The sequence below is a fragment of the Paenibacillus wenxiniae genome (assembly GCF_039822605.1).
GTDB lineage: Bacteria > Bacillota > Bacilli > Paenibacillales > Paenibacillaceae > Saccharibacillus > Saccharibacillus wenxiniae.
The window spans coordinates 722146-740495 of the sequence record NZ_JBCGUH010000001.1 but is presented as its reverse complement, the minus strand read 5'-3'; the positions used below and the strand labels follow the sequence as shown (position 1 = coordinate 740495).

13 protein-coding genes are annotated in these 18350 nt (G+C 46.4%); 12 read left to right on the top strand and 1 reads right to left on the bottom strand.

From position 1 onward, the window contains the following. Window positions 1–8 precede the first annotated feature (8 nt). Complete coding sequence (gene mqnC, locus AAHF22_RS03070) at window positions 9–1145, top strand: cyclic dehypoxanthinyl futalosine synthase (protein WP_347323489.1); 1137 nt, start codon at window positions 9–11, stop codon at window positions 1143–1145. 366 nt (window positions 1146–1511) lie between these two features. Here mqnC and AAHF22_RS03065 read toward each other — a convergent pair whose 3' ends face one another. After that, window positions 1512–1841, bottom strand: a complete 330-nt coding sequence (locus AAHF22_RS03065; protein ID WP_347323488.1) for an antibiotic biosynthesis monooxygenase family protein — start codon at window positions 1839–1841, stop codon at window positions 1512–1514. Window positions 1842–1938: 97 nt separating this feature from the next. Between AAHF22_RS03065 and yfcE the strand changes: the two genes are divergently transcribed. The 11 genes from yfcE to glnA all read left to right on the top strand — a co-directional run bounded on the left by yfcE (window position 1939) and on the right by glnA (window position 18178). Further along, on the top strand, window positions 1939–2484 hold the full coding sequence (gene yfcE / locus AAHF22_RS03060; protein ID WP_347323487.1) for a phosphodiesterase: 546 nt from the start codon (window positions 1939–1941) through the stop codon (window positions 2482–2484). A 671-nt stretch (window positions 2485–3155) separates the two neighbouring features. Further along, complete coding sequence (gene thrS, locus AAHF22_RS03055; protein ID WP_347323486.1) at window positions 3156–5096, top strand: threonine--tRNA ligase; 1941 nt, start codon at window positions 3156–3158, stop codon at window positions 5094–5096. A 350-nt stretch (window positions 5097–5446) separates the two neighbouring features. Continuing rightward, entirely contained in the window at window positions 5447–6673 is a 1227-nt protein-coding gene (gene liaF / locus AAHF22_RS03050) for a cell wall-active antibiotics response protein LiaF (protein WP_347323485.1), read from the top strand. A gap of 6 nt (window positions 6674–6679) precedes the next feature. Continuing rightward, window positions 6680–7750 (top strand): sensor histidine kinase, encoded by a 1071-nt coding sequence (locus AAHF22_RS03045; RefSeq protein ID WP_347323484.1) that lies wholly within the window; start codon window positions 6680–6682, stop codon window positions 7748–7750. Then, the gene (locus AAHF22_RS03040; RefSeq protein ID WP_371834001.1) at window positions 7713–8378 is read left to right on the top strand and encodes a response regulator; all 666 of its coding nucleotides are present in this window, start codon (window positions 7713–7715) and stop codon (window positions 8376–8378) included. The genes AAHF22_RS03045 and AAHF22_RS03040 overlap by 38 nt, the downstream gene beginning before the upstream one ends. Before the next feature lie 329 nt (window positions 8379–8707). After that, window positions 8708–10426 (top strand): S1C family serine protease, encoded by a 1719-nt coding sequence (locus tag AAHF22_RS03035; RefSeq protein WP_347323482.1) that lies wholly within the window; start codon window positions 8708–8710, stop codon window positions 10424–10426. A 179-nt stretch (window positions 10427–10605) separates the two neighbouring features. Further along, window positions 10606–11295, top strand: a complete 690-nt coding sequence (locus AAHF22_RS03030; RefSeq protein ID WP_347323481.1) for a response regulator transcription factor — start codon at window positions 10606–10608, stop codon at window positions 11293–11295. A gap of 16 nt (window positions 11296–11311) precedes the next feature. Continuing rightward, window positions 11312–12928, top strand: coding sequence for a sensor histidine kinase (locus AAHF22_RS03025; protein WP_347323480.1), 1617 nt, complete (start codon window positions 11312–11314; stop codon window positions 12926–12928). Between the two features lie 497 nt (window positions 12929–13425). Beyond that, complete coding sequence (locus tag AAHF22_RS03020; protein WP_347323479.1) at window positions 13426–14400, top strand: 4-hydroxy-3-methylbut-2-enyl diphosphate reductase; 975 nt, start codon at window positions 13426–13428, stop codon at window positions 14398–14400. A 628-nt stretch (window positions 14401–15028) separates the two neighbouring features. After that, window positions 15029–16093, top strand: a complete 1065-nt coding sequence (aroF, locus tag AAHF22_RS03015) for a 3-deoxy-7-phosphoheptulonate synthase (protein WP_347323478.1) — start codon at window positions 15029–15031, stop codon at window positions 16091–16093. Window positions 16094–16753: 660 nt separating this feature from the next. Further along, window positions 16754–18178 carry a type I glutamate--ammonia ligase gene (gene glnA, locus AAHF22_RS03010; RefSeq protein WP_347323477.1) on the top strand — a complete coding sequence of 475 codons (1425 nt, stop codon included), beginning with the start codon at window positions 16754–16756 and terminating at the stop codon, window positions 18176–18178. The last annotated feature ends 172 nt before the right edge of the window (window positions 18179–18350 follow it).

The window sequence follows — 18350 nt, the reverse complement described above, 5'->3', positions numbered from 1 at the left end:
GCTATCATATGAATACAGTAGATCGCATTCTGGACAAAGCGCTGCAAGGCGGACGCCTTGATGTGGAAGATACGATTGCGCTATATGAATCGGATGAGATTGAGAAAATGGGTCATGTCGCCAACCAGCTCATGATTCGCAAAAATCCCGACCCGATGACTACATTTGTTATCGGTCGTAACGTCAATTACACCAATGTGTGTGATGTGTATTGCCGTTTCTGCGCATTTTACCGTCGTCCGGGTTCGCCGGAAGGCTATGTATTGCCAGATGAGACGATTTTGCAGAAAATTCAGGAAACAGAAGATGTCGGGGGTACTGAGATTTTGATGCAGGGCGGGGTTAACCCGGATTTGCCATTTGATTACTACCTGGACATTTTGCGCAAAATTAAACAGCATTTTCCGAATATTACGATGCACTCGTTCTCGCCAGCCGAGATTATGAAAATGCAAAAGCTGTCTGGATTGTCGATGGAAGATACCATTCGTGCGATTCATGAAGCCGGACTGGATTCATTGCCAGGCGGTGGCGGTGAAATTTTGGATGATCGTACACGTCGTAAAATTAGCCGTTTGAAAGGCTCATGGCGCGACTGGATGGATGTGATGCAAACGGCACACAAAGTCGGCATGAACACAACCGCAACGATGGTGATTGGCTTTGGCGAATCGTTTGAAGAGCGTGCGCTGCATATGATGCGTGTACGTGACGCACAGGATGAATGTATCCGCAATGGCTATGATTCCGAAGGCTTCCTGGCATTCATTTCGTGGACCTTCCAACCGGATAACACTAACATGAAGGCCGAAAAGCAAACACCAGAGCAATACTTGAAAAATGTAGCGATCAGCCGCATCGTACTCGACAACATTAAGCATTTCCAATCGTCATGGGTAACGATGGGTCCTGAAGTGGGTAAGCTATCGCTGCAATATGGCTGCGATGACTTTGGTAGTACGATGATGGAAGAGAATGTCGTCTCTGCCGCAGGTACAACGCATAAAGTCAATATTGAGCAAACGCTGGATATTATCCGCGCCGCTGGCAAAATTCCAGCACAACGCGATACGAAATACAATATCCTTAAAGTATTTGATGATGAGAGCTATAAGATTCAACGTGACTTTATTATGCAAAACTAATCAGAGTGGATATAAAACTCAGAGCGAATATAAAACGAATATAGTATGAATAAAAGGCGCTACAATTCCTGCTGGGGAATGTAGCGCCTTTTTTACTCGGTGGGTAGTTTTGCGATCTCTTTTATGGGCGAGGTTATGATTGGTTTGAGCTGCTGTGTTCTTAAATGTGCACTGTAGCACGAGATGACCGTATGAAACGATCAGAATTGTAAAAGTGCCACCAACCGCCTACACGGTTCACTCAAAATGGCGCTAATCCATTGGTGATAGATCATACGTCTAATAAAGCATGCATCCCATAAAACCTACATCCAACTCTCCGACCCATAGATCCGCCTGAACATTAACAGGGTAGCTATCTGTCTGCTACGCTTCAAATGAATATGTACGCTCTACTTTGCATATTTTAACCGAATACTGATCATACCATTGTTGCTTACCTTGCTGTTGCGCGAGTTGATGCAGAGGATTCGCTTTCCAGTTACGAATCGCCTCCAGATCGCTCCAGTACGAGATTGTCACCCCAGCGCCTTCGGCATTACGATAACTTTCCACACCTAGAAAACCGGGTTGCTGCTCCGCCATGTCCACCATCATATCCGCCATTTTGCCATAGCCATGATCCCCTTCTGTACGCTTGCTCGTAAAAATGACCGCATAATACGGAGTCTGCTGCTGTTCCAGTGGTACATGCATCGAAATCCTCCTTTTCCATTTCCAATATGCTACAGTTAAAGTATAAAGCCGTTCTTGATCAGAAGGAATTACTTATTGACGAAGGAGTGATGAAACGATGAAATGGATGTTTATCTCCGATATTCACGGCTCTCTATACTGGTTAAACCGCGCACTGGAAAAAGCCGAGATGGAGCAACCTGACCAGCTCATTTTGCTAGGCGATTACATGTACCACGGCCCACGTAATCCGTTACCCGAAGGCTATGACCCTGCCGGTGTAGCCGATGCACTCAACGTTCACAAACACCAGATCATCGGCATCCGCGGCAACTGCGACGCGGAGGTCGATCAGATGCTACTACAATTCCCGATGATGGGCGATTACGTACAGCTTTACAACGGCACACGCCGCATCTACGCCACTCACGGTCACGGCTATAGCATCGATAACCTGCCCGACTTACGTTCAGGCGATATTTTTATTCAAGGTCATACCCACATTCCTGTCGCCGATACCAAGAACGATCTCTATATTCTTAATCCGGGTTCCATTGCATTACCGAAACAAAACTTCCCACATTCCTACGGCATTCTGGATCACGATAGTTTCACCATTAAAGACTTCGAAGGCAATACGATCAAGTCGATCATCTTTCCATAACTTTTAATTGATAAGTTCGAAGCAGTAAGATACTTGGATATAAAAAATTAGCTTTCATTAAAGCTCGTGTCAGGAGATTGTTAACATGTTCAGTCATCCTTACCTTTTATTTCTTTTTTTGTTCTCTATAGCTCATATTGATTAAGTTTATGTAAATGAACGAATAGGCTATTTCAATCCAAAACGAAGTTATAAGATACAGCGAAACTTTAATTGTTTTACTGCTATTCCTCGAACATTAGCATCGACATATAGCTAACCCTTGACGTACATGCGACACACTTCTATAATGATGAAAGCAAAGCTGATCATACCCATCCATGCAATGACAAAGACATGAGCATCAATACAGTCCCGTTCAGAGAGAGGAAAAGATTCACGCTGGAATTTCCTCCGGTTGACGATGGTTGCTTACCCCTTTGGAGCAATGATATTGAACCCATATTGTGCCCTATAGCACAGATGGCAGTAAGCATCATCGGTTCATCCCCGTTACCGGATGTTCAATGAAGGATTCTGCATATGCTTTTTGCCATGTGATCAACAGAATCGAATCAGGGTGGAACCACGTGTGTATATAACGCTCGTCCCTTTACCGGGACGGGCGTTTTTTGCTGTCCATACAACAGAACAGCTTCAATTCAACCTATGTACAGAGAGGAAGATTTATGATGGCAATCGAAATCAAACTGCCTGACGGCTCGCTGCGTCAGTATGAGGAAGGTAGCAACATCGGTGATGTCGCGAATTCCATTAGCAAAAGTCTGTTCAAAAACGCGGTGGCTGGCAAACTCGACGGTATCGTCGTTGATTTGAACACACCGCTGCATAACGGCGCACTGGTCGAGATCGTAACTGCCGATAGCGCAGACGGTGTGGAAGTGATTCGCCACAGTACCGCTCACTTGACTGCACAGGCGGTAAAACGTTTGTTTGGCGCTAAAGAAGTGAAACTTGGTGTAGGTCCGGTCATCGAAGACGGTTTCTACTACGACATGGATATGGAGCATTCCTTGAATCCGGAAGATCTGCAAAAGATCGAAAAGGAAATGGAACGCATCGTTAACGAAAACTTGCCGATTACACGTCGTGAAGTGAGCCGTGAGGAAGCGCTGAACATTTTCCGCGAACTGGAAGATCCGTACAAAATCGAATTGATCGAAGCACTGCCAGAGGACAGCATTATTACGATTTATGATCAGGGCGAATTTTTCGATCTGTGTCGCGGTCCACACGTACCATCCACAGGCAAGCTGAAAGTGTTCAAACTGCTGAGCGTGGCAGGTGCATACTGGCGCGGCGATAGTAAAAATAAAATGCTGCAACGTGTATATGGTACTGCATTTAACAAAAAGCCTGAACTGGAACAACATCTGCATTTCCTGGAAGAAGCAAAGAAACGTGATCATCGTAAGCTCGGTAAAGAACTCGGTATGTTCACATTTTCCAATCTGGTCGGTCAAGGGTTGCCGATCTGGCTGCCAAACGGTGCCAAGCTGCGTCGTACATTGGAGCGTTATATCGTGGATCTGGAAGAAAAGCTGGGCTACAGCCACGTCTACACACCGGTACTCGGTAACGTAGACCTGTACAAAACGTCCGGTCACTGGGAACATTACCAGGAAGATATGTTCCCGGTCATGTCGATGGACAATGAAGAACTGGTGTTGCGTCCGATGAACTGTCCGCACCATATGATGGTATACAAAAGCGATCTGCGTAGTTACCGTGATCTGCCAATCCGTATCGCTGAGCTGGGTATGATGCACCGTTATGAAATGTCCGGCGCCCTGACTGGTCTGCACCGTGTACGTGCGATGACATTGAACGATGCGCATCTGTTCGTGCGTCCAGATCAGATTAAAGATGAGTTTGCTCGTGTTATTCAACTCGTACAGCAAGTGTACAAAGACTTCGGTATTAACGATTACCGTTTCCGTCTGTCCTACCGCGATCCACAGGATACAGAGAAATATTTCCCGAACGACGAAATGTGGGAAATGTCCCAGCGTATGCTGCGTGAAGTTGTGGAAGATCTGGATCTGCCATTTTTTGAAGCGGAAGGCGAAGCAGCATTTTACGGTCCAAAGCTCGACGTGCAAATTCGCACAGCACTGGGCAAAGAAGAAACATTGTCGACTGTACAGCTGGACTTCCTGCTGCCAGAGCGTTTTGAACTCGAATATATCGGTGATGATGGACAGAAGCATCGTCCGGTCGTTATCCACCGTGGTGTGATTTCTACTATGGAACGCTTCACTGCCTTCCTGTTGGAGAATTTTGCAGGTGCATTGCCACTGTGGCTGTCCCCGGTACAGGCGAAAGTCATTCCGGTATCGACTGCATTTGACGAATATGCACGCAAAGTGGAAGACGAGCTGCGTCTGAGCGGTGTAACCGTGGAAGCGGATCTGCGTAACGAGAAACTCGGTTACAAAATCCGTGAAGCCCAGCTGGAGAAAATTCCGTACATGTTCGTTATCGGTGAAAATGAAATGAACGCGAACAGCGTCTCGGTACGTAAACGTGGCGAAGGCGATATCGGCTCTATGCCACTGGAAGAAGCGGCGAAGCTGCTGCGTCAGCAAATTGCGGATCGTTCTATTTTCTAAATGAATCGGTAGGCGAGTGAACGGCTTTATCGCTTCATAGAGAAAGATGAATAGAGAAATACGAATAGAGACATAGGATTACAATAAATTATTGGGAATGGACGCAATTTCTGCCGAATTCACTGGCACTAGCTTCCATTTCCTTTATAATAAAAGCATCGGTGAACGTCGCCGGTGCTTTTATTTGTGACTGTGTATCGGTCTTGAGACCGAGAACGATTTCATTCTGTTGCCGCTATGGTGAGACGCCATATTCATTTACACTGAGTGTATCGTAAACATCGGTGACGGCGAGCAGAAGGCAAGTAAAGCCTTGTCCCAACCGCCGCATAAGAAAGTGAGGAAACGGCATGAATAGACATATGTTCCGTAAGACGTTCTGGGGACTCAGTTTGATCGGTCTGGGACTGGTGTTCCTGCTGGATCGACTAAGCATTATTGATTTTGGCGTACGCGACGTTATCTTTTTGTTATGGCCGCTAATTTTGCTCGAAATTGGCTTGAATGAACTATTGTTCAAATGCAAGCGTGATGTGGGCGGCTGGATTATGACGATTCTAGGTGTATTTTTTATTGGCCGCAATCTTGGATTGTATGATTATTCGATCGGTGATCTGATTCGATTGATGATTCCGTTAGGATTAGTATTTTTCGGCTTCCGTATGATGTCAGGCAAAGGGAAGCCCCACAAGCGTCATGACAACTATGATTATTCAGGAATGAACGGTAATGACGGCGTACCGGGTTCGACGTACACGCCTCCAACACCGCCGCCACCACCAGCTCCTTCATCGCTGGATGATCTGTTTGATGAGAAGCTAGGTCGTCAACATCATAGCGATGCACAGCATCGTCATGAAGCAGGACAAACATCGTCTGAGCATACTTCATTTGGCAGTCGACCAGAGCATGCTGAACGAGAGTTTAGACGCGAACCTGGACGCGGACCGAATTTGCGTAAAGAACCGCTGCATACTCAGCGTCCGGATCAAGATCCTCTGTTCCGTCAGTATGGCGCGATGCATGAGGAGAACTGGAAGCAGCATAAGCAGCATTTTAAAGAGCATGTGCGTAATATGAAGCAGCAAAAACAATGGCATCATGACCAGTGGAAAAAGCAGTTTAAAGGCGGTCATCACTCGTCCTACAATGATCAGTATCGCAATGAATACAGTGCTGAGCACGGTACAGGTGTCGATACCGAAGAACGCTCCAGCTTTATCGGTGATGTGCATATCGGTAAGGAGTATTTTGAACTCAAGCCGATGAATATCTCTCATTTTATCGGGGATACGATGCTTGATCTGACACGCGCACAAATTCCGTATGGCAAGACCCGTATTAACATTTCTGCCTTTATCGGTGATGTGAAGGTGTTCATTCCGAGTGGGGTAGAGGTGAGTTTTAAAGCGGAAGGCAACTCGTTTATCGGTGATATGGATATTTTAAGTCGTAACAGCGATGGCATGATGAATCGTCTGAGCAGCGAGACGAGCGAAGCGGATGCGACAGGTAAGCGGGTCGAGATTACAGTAAACGTATTTATTGGAGACATTCGAATTAACCGGGTGGGATAAACGACAATGCGGACAAAATGGTTTAAAAATATCAAATGGGAGCTGATCGGCTTTTTCAGTACGGTCAGCCTGTTAACGACCATTACGATCTATGTGATGCTGAGCAGAGATTATCAGCTGCTCCATTTACCGGAAAAATGGTATTACTATTTGATCGGGCTGATCGCCATGTGGCTAACTGCTGGTTATGTTGCCGGACAGCGTGTACAGCGCCGTATCGATAATGTCCATCTAAAAATGACACAGGTCGCGAAAGGCAACTTTGGCACACGACTGGAACCGATCGAGGACGAATCGTTCAATCGTGTCCATGAGCAATTTAACGAAATGATGAGCACGGTTGAGCGCAAAATGCGTATTTTGCAGCAGCTTGGTGAGCGCGAAGTGATCGAGCGTGAACGCGAGGCAGAACTGGCGGTGCTGGAAGAGCGCCGCCGTATGGCTCGTGATCTGCATGATTCGGTCAGTCAGCAGCTATTTGCGATCCATATGTCCGCGTCGTCACTGCCCAAAGTGCTGGAAATCAATCCGCAGCAGGCGACCATTGTGATGGAGCAGTTAATCCAGATGTCCCAACTTGCCCAGAAGCAGATGAGAGCGCTCATTACCCAGCTTCGTCCGATGGAGCTGGAAGGGCGTTCCTTACCGGAAGCGCTGGATTCGTGGTTTCCCGATTATTGCCGACATAATGGATTAAAAGGAATACAGGACATTGAACTGGTGGGAAAATTGACTGAGGCCAAAGAGCGTCAGCTTTTTCTCATTATTCAAGAAGGGCTGGCGAATATCGTCAAGCATGCGGAAGCTTCGATTGTTAGCTTATCGCTACAGGAGGAGTCTCATCATGTAGCTTTACATATTAGTGATGATGGACGCGGTTTTGATATGAGCGTGCAGAAACAAGGCTCATACGGATTGACCATTATGGCGGAGCGTGCGGAAAAGTTAGGCGGACAGGCAGAGATTATTAGCAAGCCTGGCGCAGGAACGACGATCCGCATTCATATTCCAAAGTTCGATATATTGTACAAGGGAGCGGATGAAGGTGGACAAAATCAAAATATTGCTGGCAGATGACCATGATATGGTGCGGATGGGTCTCAAAACATATCTGATGCTGGATGAACGATTTGAGGTTATTGCCGAAGCAGCGAATGGGCAAGAAGTGATCGATCTGCTGGAACAGGGATTGGATGGACAGCAGCCGGATTTGATTTTGATGGATATGATGATGCCGGTCATGAACGGAGTTGAAGCGACGCGGCATATTTTACACCGCTATCCGCATTTGAAAATTGTCATTTTGACCAGTTTTATCGAAGATGATCTGGTCGTGGAAGCGATTGAAGCGGGAGCGGTTAGCTATATTTTGAAAACCGTCTCAGCGGAGGAATTGATCTATGCGCTGCAAGGGGCAAGCCGTGGCATGCCGGTGATGACAGGTGATATTTCGCAGGCGCTCACACGCGGGATTCGTCAGCGCAGCACAGCACAGGAAGAATCGTCTGATCTGACCGGACGTGAACGTGAAGTGTTGATGCTAATTGCAGAAGGCATGAGCAATAAGGAGATTGCGGAGGAACTTCATATTAGCATCAAGACGGTCAAGACGCATGTGAGTAATTTACTGATGAAATGCGAGTTGGAAGATCGGACGCAGCTGGCGATTTTTGCCCATCGTAAAGGCTGGGTTAGTCAGACGTGAGTATCCTCTTCCTATGCGCTATTGCTCGCTGTGGGCCAGTTAAACTTGAAAACCTCTTCCTTATGCGTACTACTTGATTGTATACAGAAACGCTTAAGATCGAGCTTTTTTTACGCATTACATACACGGAAACCGCCAGATGTGGCGGTTTTTTGCTGTTTTCCTCCAGCTTGCAGACAAATCTAATACGAGACGGCAAGGATTTATTTTCTTTTTAATTGATTTTAATGTGAAGTTAAGGTTAATAAGCGAATATAACAATGTACCCACTGAGTTACACACGGCTTACACAACGCATTTATATCATGGGAATCTGGGAGGTTTTCTTCATGGAAGATAAGAACAAAAATGAATTGAGCAACGGCATGTCTGGTGACGGCCAAAACAACCATACAGGGAACGCTACTCCGAACGGACCAAACAACGAACAATCGCACTACTATTCCTACGGACCATTCCAATCGTTCAACAAAGACGGTCGTGAAGGCAACGAAGAACGCCCGGCTACACAAGATCCATCTCAGTCACAGGTTGAAGTAACGCCTCCTGCTCCGACTCGTCCGATCTATAGCTCGGATTTCAACAACACACCTCATAGTGGACAACAGGACCCGCTCAATCAACTGCACAGCTCAGGTAATGGAAATGGCGGTTACAATGGCTATAATGGTAGTGGCACTGGTGGTAATGACGGCAACAACCGCAAGCCGCAATTCCAGTACAATAAACCAAAAAGCCCGGTCAAAACGATTATAGCTTCTGTGCTCGCCGGAATGATTATCATGACAGGCGGCATGTACGGCGCAGATCGCGCGAACCTGTTCACAGGCGGCAACGCTGCGGCAACGTCCAATAATGTAGCGACGACAACGACACCGACAGAAAGCAATTCGGTCACCCAGGCAGCATTGCCGGTCGGCTCGGCTGACGTGGCGGATGTAGTGAAAAAAGCCAGTCCAGCAGTCGTAAAAATTGAAACGTATTCCCGCTCCGGTAACAGCGGTGGCGGTAGCAGCAACAACCCGTACTACAATGACCCGATGTATCGCTTCTTCTTCGGTGATCAATTCGGCAATGGTGGAAGCGGCGGTAGTGGTAGCGGCTCCAGCAATGGTGGCGGTAGCAGCTCTTCCGGTTCATTGACACCAATCGGTATTGGCTCCGGCTTTATTTTCGATAAAAGCGGTTATATTTTGACAAATGCCCATGTTGTGGGTGACGCAGACGTGATCCAGGTGACACTGGAAAATAATAAAACACCATATGAAGCGAAGCTGATGGGGAAAAGCACCGCTCTTGATCTGGCAGTCTTGAAAATTGAGCCAACCGAAGGTCAAGCCGACTTCCCTTATATCACGCTCGGTAACTCCGACAATATGGAAATCGGTAGCTGGGTCGTTGCCATCGGTAACCCACAGGGCTTTGATCATACCGTAACAGCTGGTGTGCTGAGTGCGAAGGAACGTAGCATCACCGCTTCGGATGAAGAGAATGGTCAATCGACGAACTATCAGCACTTGCTGCAAACGGATGCTTCTATTAACCCTGGTAACTCCGGTGGTCCGCTGCTCAATATGAACGGTCAGGTGATCGGTATTAATACCGCGGTGAGTCAGGATGCACAGGGTATCGGTTTTGCGATTCCTTCCAATGTTGTTGCTAAAGTCGTTGAAAATTTGAAAGCAGGTAAAGAAGTGGCAGCAACACCAGTACCATTTATCGGTGCATCGTTGATGACATTGACACCTGAAATTTCCAAACAACTGGGCATTGATACGACTAGCGGTTCGGTTGTAACCGAAGTGATGTACAGATCCCCTGCATATCAAGCAGATCTGCGTTCTTATGATGTGATTACCGGTATTAACGGTACAGCCTATTCCAACAGTCAGGATCTGATCACAGCGATTCAGAAGCTGAAAGTGGGCGATACCGTGACACTGAACATTATTCGTGATGGTAAGAAAATGGATCTTAAAGTGAAAATTGGCGACCGCAACCAGTATCAAAACACGATCGGTAGCTCACAAAATGAAGGCGGTCAATAAGTATTAGCAGTTCCATAATCCGGCTACATGATCATAGTCGGTTTATATAAATGAAAGGCGGAAGGGATATCCTTTCCGCCTTTTGTGCGATTATAGATACAAAGTAGTGTAAAATCGATTTCGTTGTTACAATAGAACCAGTGATTGATCTAAGAACGTTGACCAAAGGAGAAGCCGCGATGAGACCAACTATTTTAATTATTGATGACGATGAAAAAATTATTTCCATGCTGCGACGTGGACTGGCTTTTGAAGGATATGAAGTGCTGACGGCTTCCAATGGAGCAGAAGGCTTGAATAAGATGCTGGAAAATGATCCTGCCTTGATGGTACTCGATGTGATGATGCCACAGGTCGATGGATTTGAAGTATGCCGTCGCGTGCGTGAAGCCGGTATTTCCGTACCGATTTTGATGCTGACTGCGAAAGATGAAGTGGAAAATCGGGTGCGTGGACTGGATGCAGGTGCCGATGATTATCTGGTCAAGCCATTTGCACTGGAAGAATTACTTGCGCGCGTGCGTGCTTTGCTGCGCCGTAAACCGGATGCGGATTCATCAAATACGAACCGCTTATCGTTTGAAGATTTGACGCTTGATGCAGATGCACGCGAAGTGATGCGGGATGGGCAACGACTGGAGCTGACTGCGAAGGAATTTGAACTGCTGCATCTGTTTATGCAAAATCCGAAGCGTGTGCTTTCCCGTGATCTAATTATGGACAAAATATGGGGCTATGATTATAGCGGTGAATCCAACGTGCTGGAAGTATATATTGCGATGCTGCGCCAGAAGACGGAAGAGTATGGCGGTAAGCGTCTTATTCAGACGATTCGGGGGGCAGGCTACATTTTGAGAAGCAACACCTAAGGAAGGGACTGACAGTATGTCAATACGCTTAAGACTAACAGTATGGTATTCTGGCATATTAGCGGTGACGTTAATGCTGTTCAGTGTAGCGATCTATGCGTTTGTTTATTTTAATACGTATCAGGAACTGCGTACACGGCTCCTGGATCAAGTCTATCGTATTCAAGTGTCGGCAGGTGTACCAGATAGTCAGGGGCATGTCGATCTGTTGCCATCGGTAAAAGATTATTATCGGCTGATGGAGTCCGGCTTTCGGATCAAAATCGGTAATTATACCGATGCTTCTCGTGAACATTCCTATAACGGCAGCTTTCTTGCAGTGCCTCCACCTAATAAAATTCCGACCGATCTACAGCAGGTCGATTACAATGGACGCTCGTATCTAGTTGCGTATGGCGGCATTTTTTCCACTACCAATCCGAATCAGTTGCTCGGTGTGATGATTATTGCAGCCGATATGACGGATTCCAATCAGTTGTTCGATGATCTGCGGGTAACACTCATTGTTGGCTCACTGGCAACGCTATTTATTGCGTTCACGCTGGGGCTGTTTCTGGCGCGCAAATCGATGGCGCCTATCGGCAAAGTGATCAAGGCAGCGAACCAGATTCAAAATGGGAAGGACTTGAGCGTACGGATCGATTACGATGGCCCATCTGATGAGATTGGTCAATTGATCAGTACGGTGAACGGGATGCTTGGTCGTACCGAGGTATTTTATAAGGAGCTAGCAGAAGCGTATACCGCACAGCGTCGCTTCGTCTCGGACGCTTCCCATGAACTACGTACTCCGCTGACGACGATTCGCGGTAATGTTGATCTACTACAAAAAGCATGGAACAAAAAACCGGATGAAGCGCCGCATCTGGATGAGCAAATGCTTAAAGAGCTATCGATGGAGTCGATTAATGATATTGCCGACGAAGCGAAGCGAATGAGCAGGCTGGTCAATGACATGCTTTCGCTTGCGCGTGCTGATGCCGGACAGACGATCATCAAAGATAGTCTGCCGGCCGGTGAACTGCTGGAAGAAGTTGTGCGTCGTGCGCAATTTATTCCACATCGTGCCGAGTGGAAGCCAGCCGATATGACCGAGCTGCATAAATATTTTGTGTATGGAAACAAAGATTATTTACAGCAAATGCTGTTTATTTTTATCGAAAATGCGTTTAAGTATACGCCAGAAGGCACCGTGACGCTGGATACGGTCATTTATCCAGAGCAGATCGGGGTGCGTATTAGCGATACAGGCATCGGGATGGATCAGGAGGAAGTCCCGCATATTTTCGAGCGGTTTTATCGTGCCGACGAATCGCGTGGTGTAACGCCAGGCACTGGACTCGGTCTATCGATTGCCAAATGGATCATCGATGCGCATGGAGGCTCGGTGGAAGTCGTAACGGCCAAAGGAAAAGGAACGACATTTGTAATCTGGCTTCCGCTGGCAGCCGTGCCGGTCGAAGGAGAGATTTTGCCGGAAAGTCTGCCCGATAGTGAAGAGGTACTGGATCTACCGGATATGAAAAAAGAACAACCGAAAAAAGAGCCGAAGAAAACGATCCTAAAGTCGATTAAAAAGAAGCCGGATAAGGAAGAAAGTTCTACTGACCGGAGTGCGAATGACGAGCAGTAGCAAGCGGAGCACGTTCGATTGATAATAACCTCCCTGTAAACGAATACGGTATTCGTACAAATTAGCATGTTCCGATAAGGTGTAGAAATATATTTCCATCCGTTTGGTATCCTTTGTGCGGCAGTACATGGATTGCTTGATCTGTTCGTTTTCTGATATGGGAATATCATTACAGTAAGAATCAGAAACTTAGCTCCGCTTTAACACGTAAAGAAATAACGCTTAGGCCCAGTAGGTATTTAATCTTCATTTGATGTGATGCAGATAGATTTGTTACTGGATTATGGAAAGGTGAACATGGTAGAACAAAGCTAATATGTACTGTTTCAGCGGTTTCGATCCACTGCGCAAGTTCACTCTGTCAGGCACCAGCCGTGCGGAGTCGGAATAAAGTTACCGGCTTCGCGGGCGGTGCCTTTCTGTTGTTGTCAGAATGCGTTATAATGGAAAGGTATGGCTACTATGAGCAAACCCCAGAAAGCAGGTGTATAGCCCAGATGGAAATCGTAAAAATTGCGCCACGTGGATACTGTTACGGTGTCGTTGACGCTATGGTGATCGCACAACAGGCTGCGCAGAATTTGGATCTGCCGCGCCCGATTTATATACTAGGCATGATTGTGCATAACAGTCATGTGACTCAGGCTTTTGAAGATCAAGGCATCGTTACACTGGATGGCCCGAATCGACTGGATATACTGGATCAAGTGGAGAGTGGAACCGTTATTTTTACCGCTCATGGTGTATCGCCAGAAGTGCGTAAAATCGCTCGTGAAAAAGGGCTGACTACCGTTGATGCAACCTGTCCTGACGTGACACGTACCCATGATCTGATTCGCGACAAAACAGCTGAAGGCTATGAGATCATTTACATCGGTAAACGAAATCATCCTGAACCAGAAGGTGCGATTGGCGTTGCCCCGGATCATGTACATCTGATCGAGAAGGAAGAAGAGATCGCTGAGCTGGAAGTACAGGCGGATCGGATTCTAATCACGAACCAGACGACGATGAGCCAGTGGGATATTCGCCACATTATGAATAGACTGCTGGAGAAATTTCCTGGTGCCGAAGTGCATAATGAGATTTGTCTCGCTACACAGGTGCGTCAAGAGGCGGTTGCAGAGCAAGCCGGACAGGCTGAACTCGTTATTGTCGTAGGTGACCCGCGCAGTAATAACTCCAACCGACTCGCACAAGTATCGGAGCAGATTGCCGGTGTGAAAGCTTACCGAATTTCCGATATTACTGAGCTGGATCTGGAATGGTTAAAAGGCAAGTCCAGAGTGGCTGTCACCGCCGGTGCGTCTACACCGACACCGATCACCAAAGAAGTAATTAATTATTTGGAAAAATACGATAATGACGACCCATCCACATGGGAGATTGTTCGTACCGTAAATCCTAACCGTCTATTGCCGCCTGTGCGCGAGAAAAAGGGTAGAACGACCAATCAACCGGTTCGTCGTTAAACGTCGCTTATATCGCTGCTGAGGGCGTCTTATAAGGCTTTTATCACTTGTAGATACGATTGTACTATGCCAATATGTTTCTTTTTGTTGTAAAGAAATGGGTAATTAGCCAAAAAAGAAAGAGTGTCGCGGAATAATTAGCGGCGCTCTTTTGTTATTTGCGGTGAAATTTATGTCGTTAGCGAAAAAAGGATTACAGAAATGGGGAGCACCAGGCAGCGCAGATTGGATCGTATAGATTGGATAACGAACATAACTAAGAGAGATGATATAAAAAAAGTTGCTATAAAAGAGGTGCTATGTAAAGAGGTACTATAAAGAGAGAATATATTGGGCTTGACAAAAATAGCTTAAACCGATATATTTGCTTTAGTGATTAAAAGCTTAAAAGCGTGTAAGCTAAAAAGCGAACAAGCGTTAAAGTGAATGCTGGCAAACATTGATCAAAGTAAAGAAGTAATACATCGTAAAGAGTAATACATCGAATTCAACAGTTCTCAACGATCGATACGCGCGATGTTCGAATCCATGCTAGCTATTCAAGAACTGTATCGCAACGACATTATTCTATTCATGCCTATACCTGTACAAAACCATACAATGTCCACATAAAAAGGAGAGAATGATCATGATCGCAAAAGTATCCAAGCAAGCCTCACAAGAACAATTGAATGAAATTGTAAGCATCATTCGTGAAGAAGGTGTGCAAGCACATGTGTCACATGCGAACGATGGTATCATCGTCGGAATGATCGGCAACGTGACATCAGCACTACAGCAACGGCTTCAGCAGCATAGCGTTGTACAGGCAGTGAACAAAGTGTCCAAGTCTTACAAGCTGGCAAGTCGTGAGTTCCATCCTGAAAATACAGTCATTGAGATCGGTGATGTACGCATCGGTGGCGGTGAACTGGTCGTGATGGGTGGCCCATGTGCCGTCGAATCGGCAGAGCAAATCGATGAGATTGCTCGTTTAGTTAAAGCGGCTGGTGGTCAGGTGCTACGCGGCGGTGCGTTCAAACCACGTACCGGTCCCTACAGCTTCCAGGGCGTTGGTGTGGAAGGCTTAATTATGATGGCAGAAGCCGGTAAAAAGCATGGCTTGCTGACGATTACCGAAGTGATGACACCAGAATACGTCGATATTTGTGCAGAATACGCGGATATTTTGCAGGTCGGTACGCGGAATATGCAGAACTTTGATCTGCTGCGCAAGCTGGGTGAAATTCGTAAACCTGTCTTGCTCAAGCGCGGTTTCAGCGCCACATACGATGAGCTGTTAAATGCGGCGGAATACATTCTTGCTGGCGGCAATAAAGATGTAATGCTGTGTGAACGCGGCATTCGTACGTTTGAAGGCTACACGCGTAATACGCTCGATCTGTCAGCTATTCCTGTGCTCCAGCAGCTGAGCCACCTTCCGGTCATATCCGATCCAAGTCATGGGACAGGTCGCCGTGAGCTGGTTGAGCCGATGACGCGCGCTTCCGTCGCAGCCGGAGCAGACGGACTTATTATTGAGATGCATACCGATCCAGACAACTCGATGACTGGCGACGGTGTACAATCGTTGTTCCCGGATCAATTTGCTCGTTTACTGCGTGAGCTAGAACAACTGGCTCCAATTCTCGGTAAAAGCTTTAATACAGCGAAAGCACCAGCTGAGCAATTTGCCGTATCGGCACACGCTTAAAACAAACCACTTGACCATATATTCCTATATCCTAGCGAAGCAGGAGTGTTCAGTTTGTACAGCTGAACACTCCTGCTTCAAATTGAACAGTAAAGAGGCTGATCTTGAGCGGATCAGCCTCTTTTTCACATAGCGTTCTCTTTGTTAGATATCGTTTTCATCATTTCATGCAAAGGAATGCAAAAAAATGAGCATTAATCACAAACCTGCTTCAAAAAATGCTGCTAGATCAAGCATTTACTGCGTTTTTTCATAGCGATCCGACCTTGTTTTTAGACGATATGGATCGAACAAAGCCGTATCAAACACTAAGCAGGGCTTGTAGTTTGTGTGTGAAAGGAGTAATATGCCTTTTAAATATTATATTTATTTGCTGGTGTGACGCTTTAAAGCGTATAGTATACTCCGTAGTAGATAGGGAGTGCTCTATACGTGATGAGATTTCTTACACGCTATGCAATCGTTGATTGACGAAGCGATTTCTTTTTTGGTAAGCTATGAAGTGTAAGCATTTCTTACATTTCAACCAGAAATATATCACATGGCTATTGACGATGTCAGGTTTTTGGTTTTATAATGACGACAGAAAAAAAACGAGAACATGAACATTTGACATTAGAAAAAGTTGCAATGTTCGGAAATTTGGGGAGGAAAGTACAAATGCCGGTAGAAAATGTATTGAAGCTCGCACAGGAAAACAATATTGAGTGGTTCGATTTCCGTTTCGTAGATTTGTCGGGACGTGCACACCATATCTCACTGCCATCTAGCGAAGTTGATGAGGATACTTTTGTGAATGGTGTAGCGTTTGACGGTTCTTCTATTCCAGGCTTCCGCGGTATTGAAGAGTCTGATATGGTTATGATGCCGGATCCAGAATCCGTGTTTATCGATCCATTTACCGCTCATCCGACAATCAACGTAATGTGCAACATCTACACACCGGATGGCGAGCGCTATGAGCGTGACCCACGCGGTATCGCCGAGAAAGCAGAAGAGTTCCTGCAATCCAGCGGTGTAGGTACAGCGGCATTTTTCGCTCCAGAATCCGAATTTTTCATCTTTGACGATGTTCGCTACCAGAGCGATACAAACGTATCCTCGTACTCCGTAGATTCCAACGAAGCTTTCTGGAATACGAATCGTAAAGAAGAAGGCGGCAACCTCGGTTTCAAAATCCGCAAAAAAGGCGGTTATGTACCGGTTGCTCCAGTTGACTCCCAGCAAGATATCCGCAGCGAAATGTGTCGTCTGCTGGAAGAAGCTGGCCTGAAAATCGAGCGTCATCACCATGAAGTAGCAACAGCTGGACAAGCGGAAATCAACTTCCGTTTTGATACTCTTAAATTCACAGCAGATAACCTGCTGAAATACAAATATATCGTGCACAACACAGCGGTACAGTACGGTAAAACAGCAACGTTTATGCCAAAACCACTGTTCGGTGACAACGGTAGCGGTATGCACGTTCACCAATCCATCTTCAACGGTGACGAGCCATTGTTCTACGAAAAAGGCGCTTACGCGAACCTGAGCGAAATGGCGTTGCACTACATCGGCGGTATTCTGTACCATGCACCTGCACTGATCGCGCTGACTAACCCAAGTACTAACTCGTTCAAACGTCTGGTTCCTGGTTATGAAGCACCGGTTAACCTCGTATTCTCTAAAGGTAACCGTTCCGCAGCGGTACGTATCCCTGTAGCAGCTGTAACACCTAAAGGTTGTCGTATCGAGTTCCGTACACCGGACTCCACTGCTAACCCTTACCTGGCGTTCTCCGCTATGCTGATGGCTGGTCTGGACGGCATCAAAAACAAACGTGATCCACGCGAACTGGGCTATGGTCCTTTCGACAAAAACATCTATGAGCTGTCTGATGAAGACAAACAAGGCATCCGCAGTGTACCTGCTTCTCTGGATGAAGCTCTGGACGAACTGGAGAAAAACCATGAGTTCCTGCTGGAAGGTGACGTGTTCACAGCAGACTTCATCGCGAACTACATCGCGTTCAAACGCGCTGAAGCTAAAGACGTTGCAATCCGTGTACATCCACACGAATTCAGCCTCTACTACGATTGCTAATCGGCTGACTGCCGATTTACACGGTAATACAAGCCGCAAGGCGAATGAATCCTCCGGAATGACTGTTCCGGAGGATTTTTTAATAAGTTATCGCAATGTAAAGGCTTTGTTCGGAAATAGCTATAAACGGGAGTAATTCCGTGCATGGTGTAAAAAGTATTCGCTTTCCAAG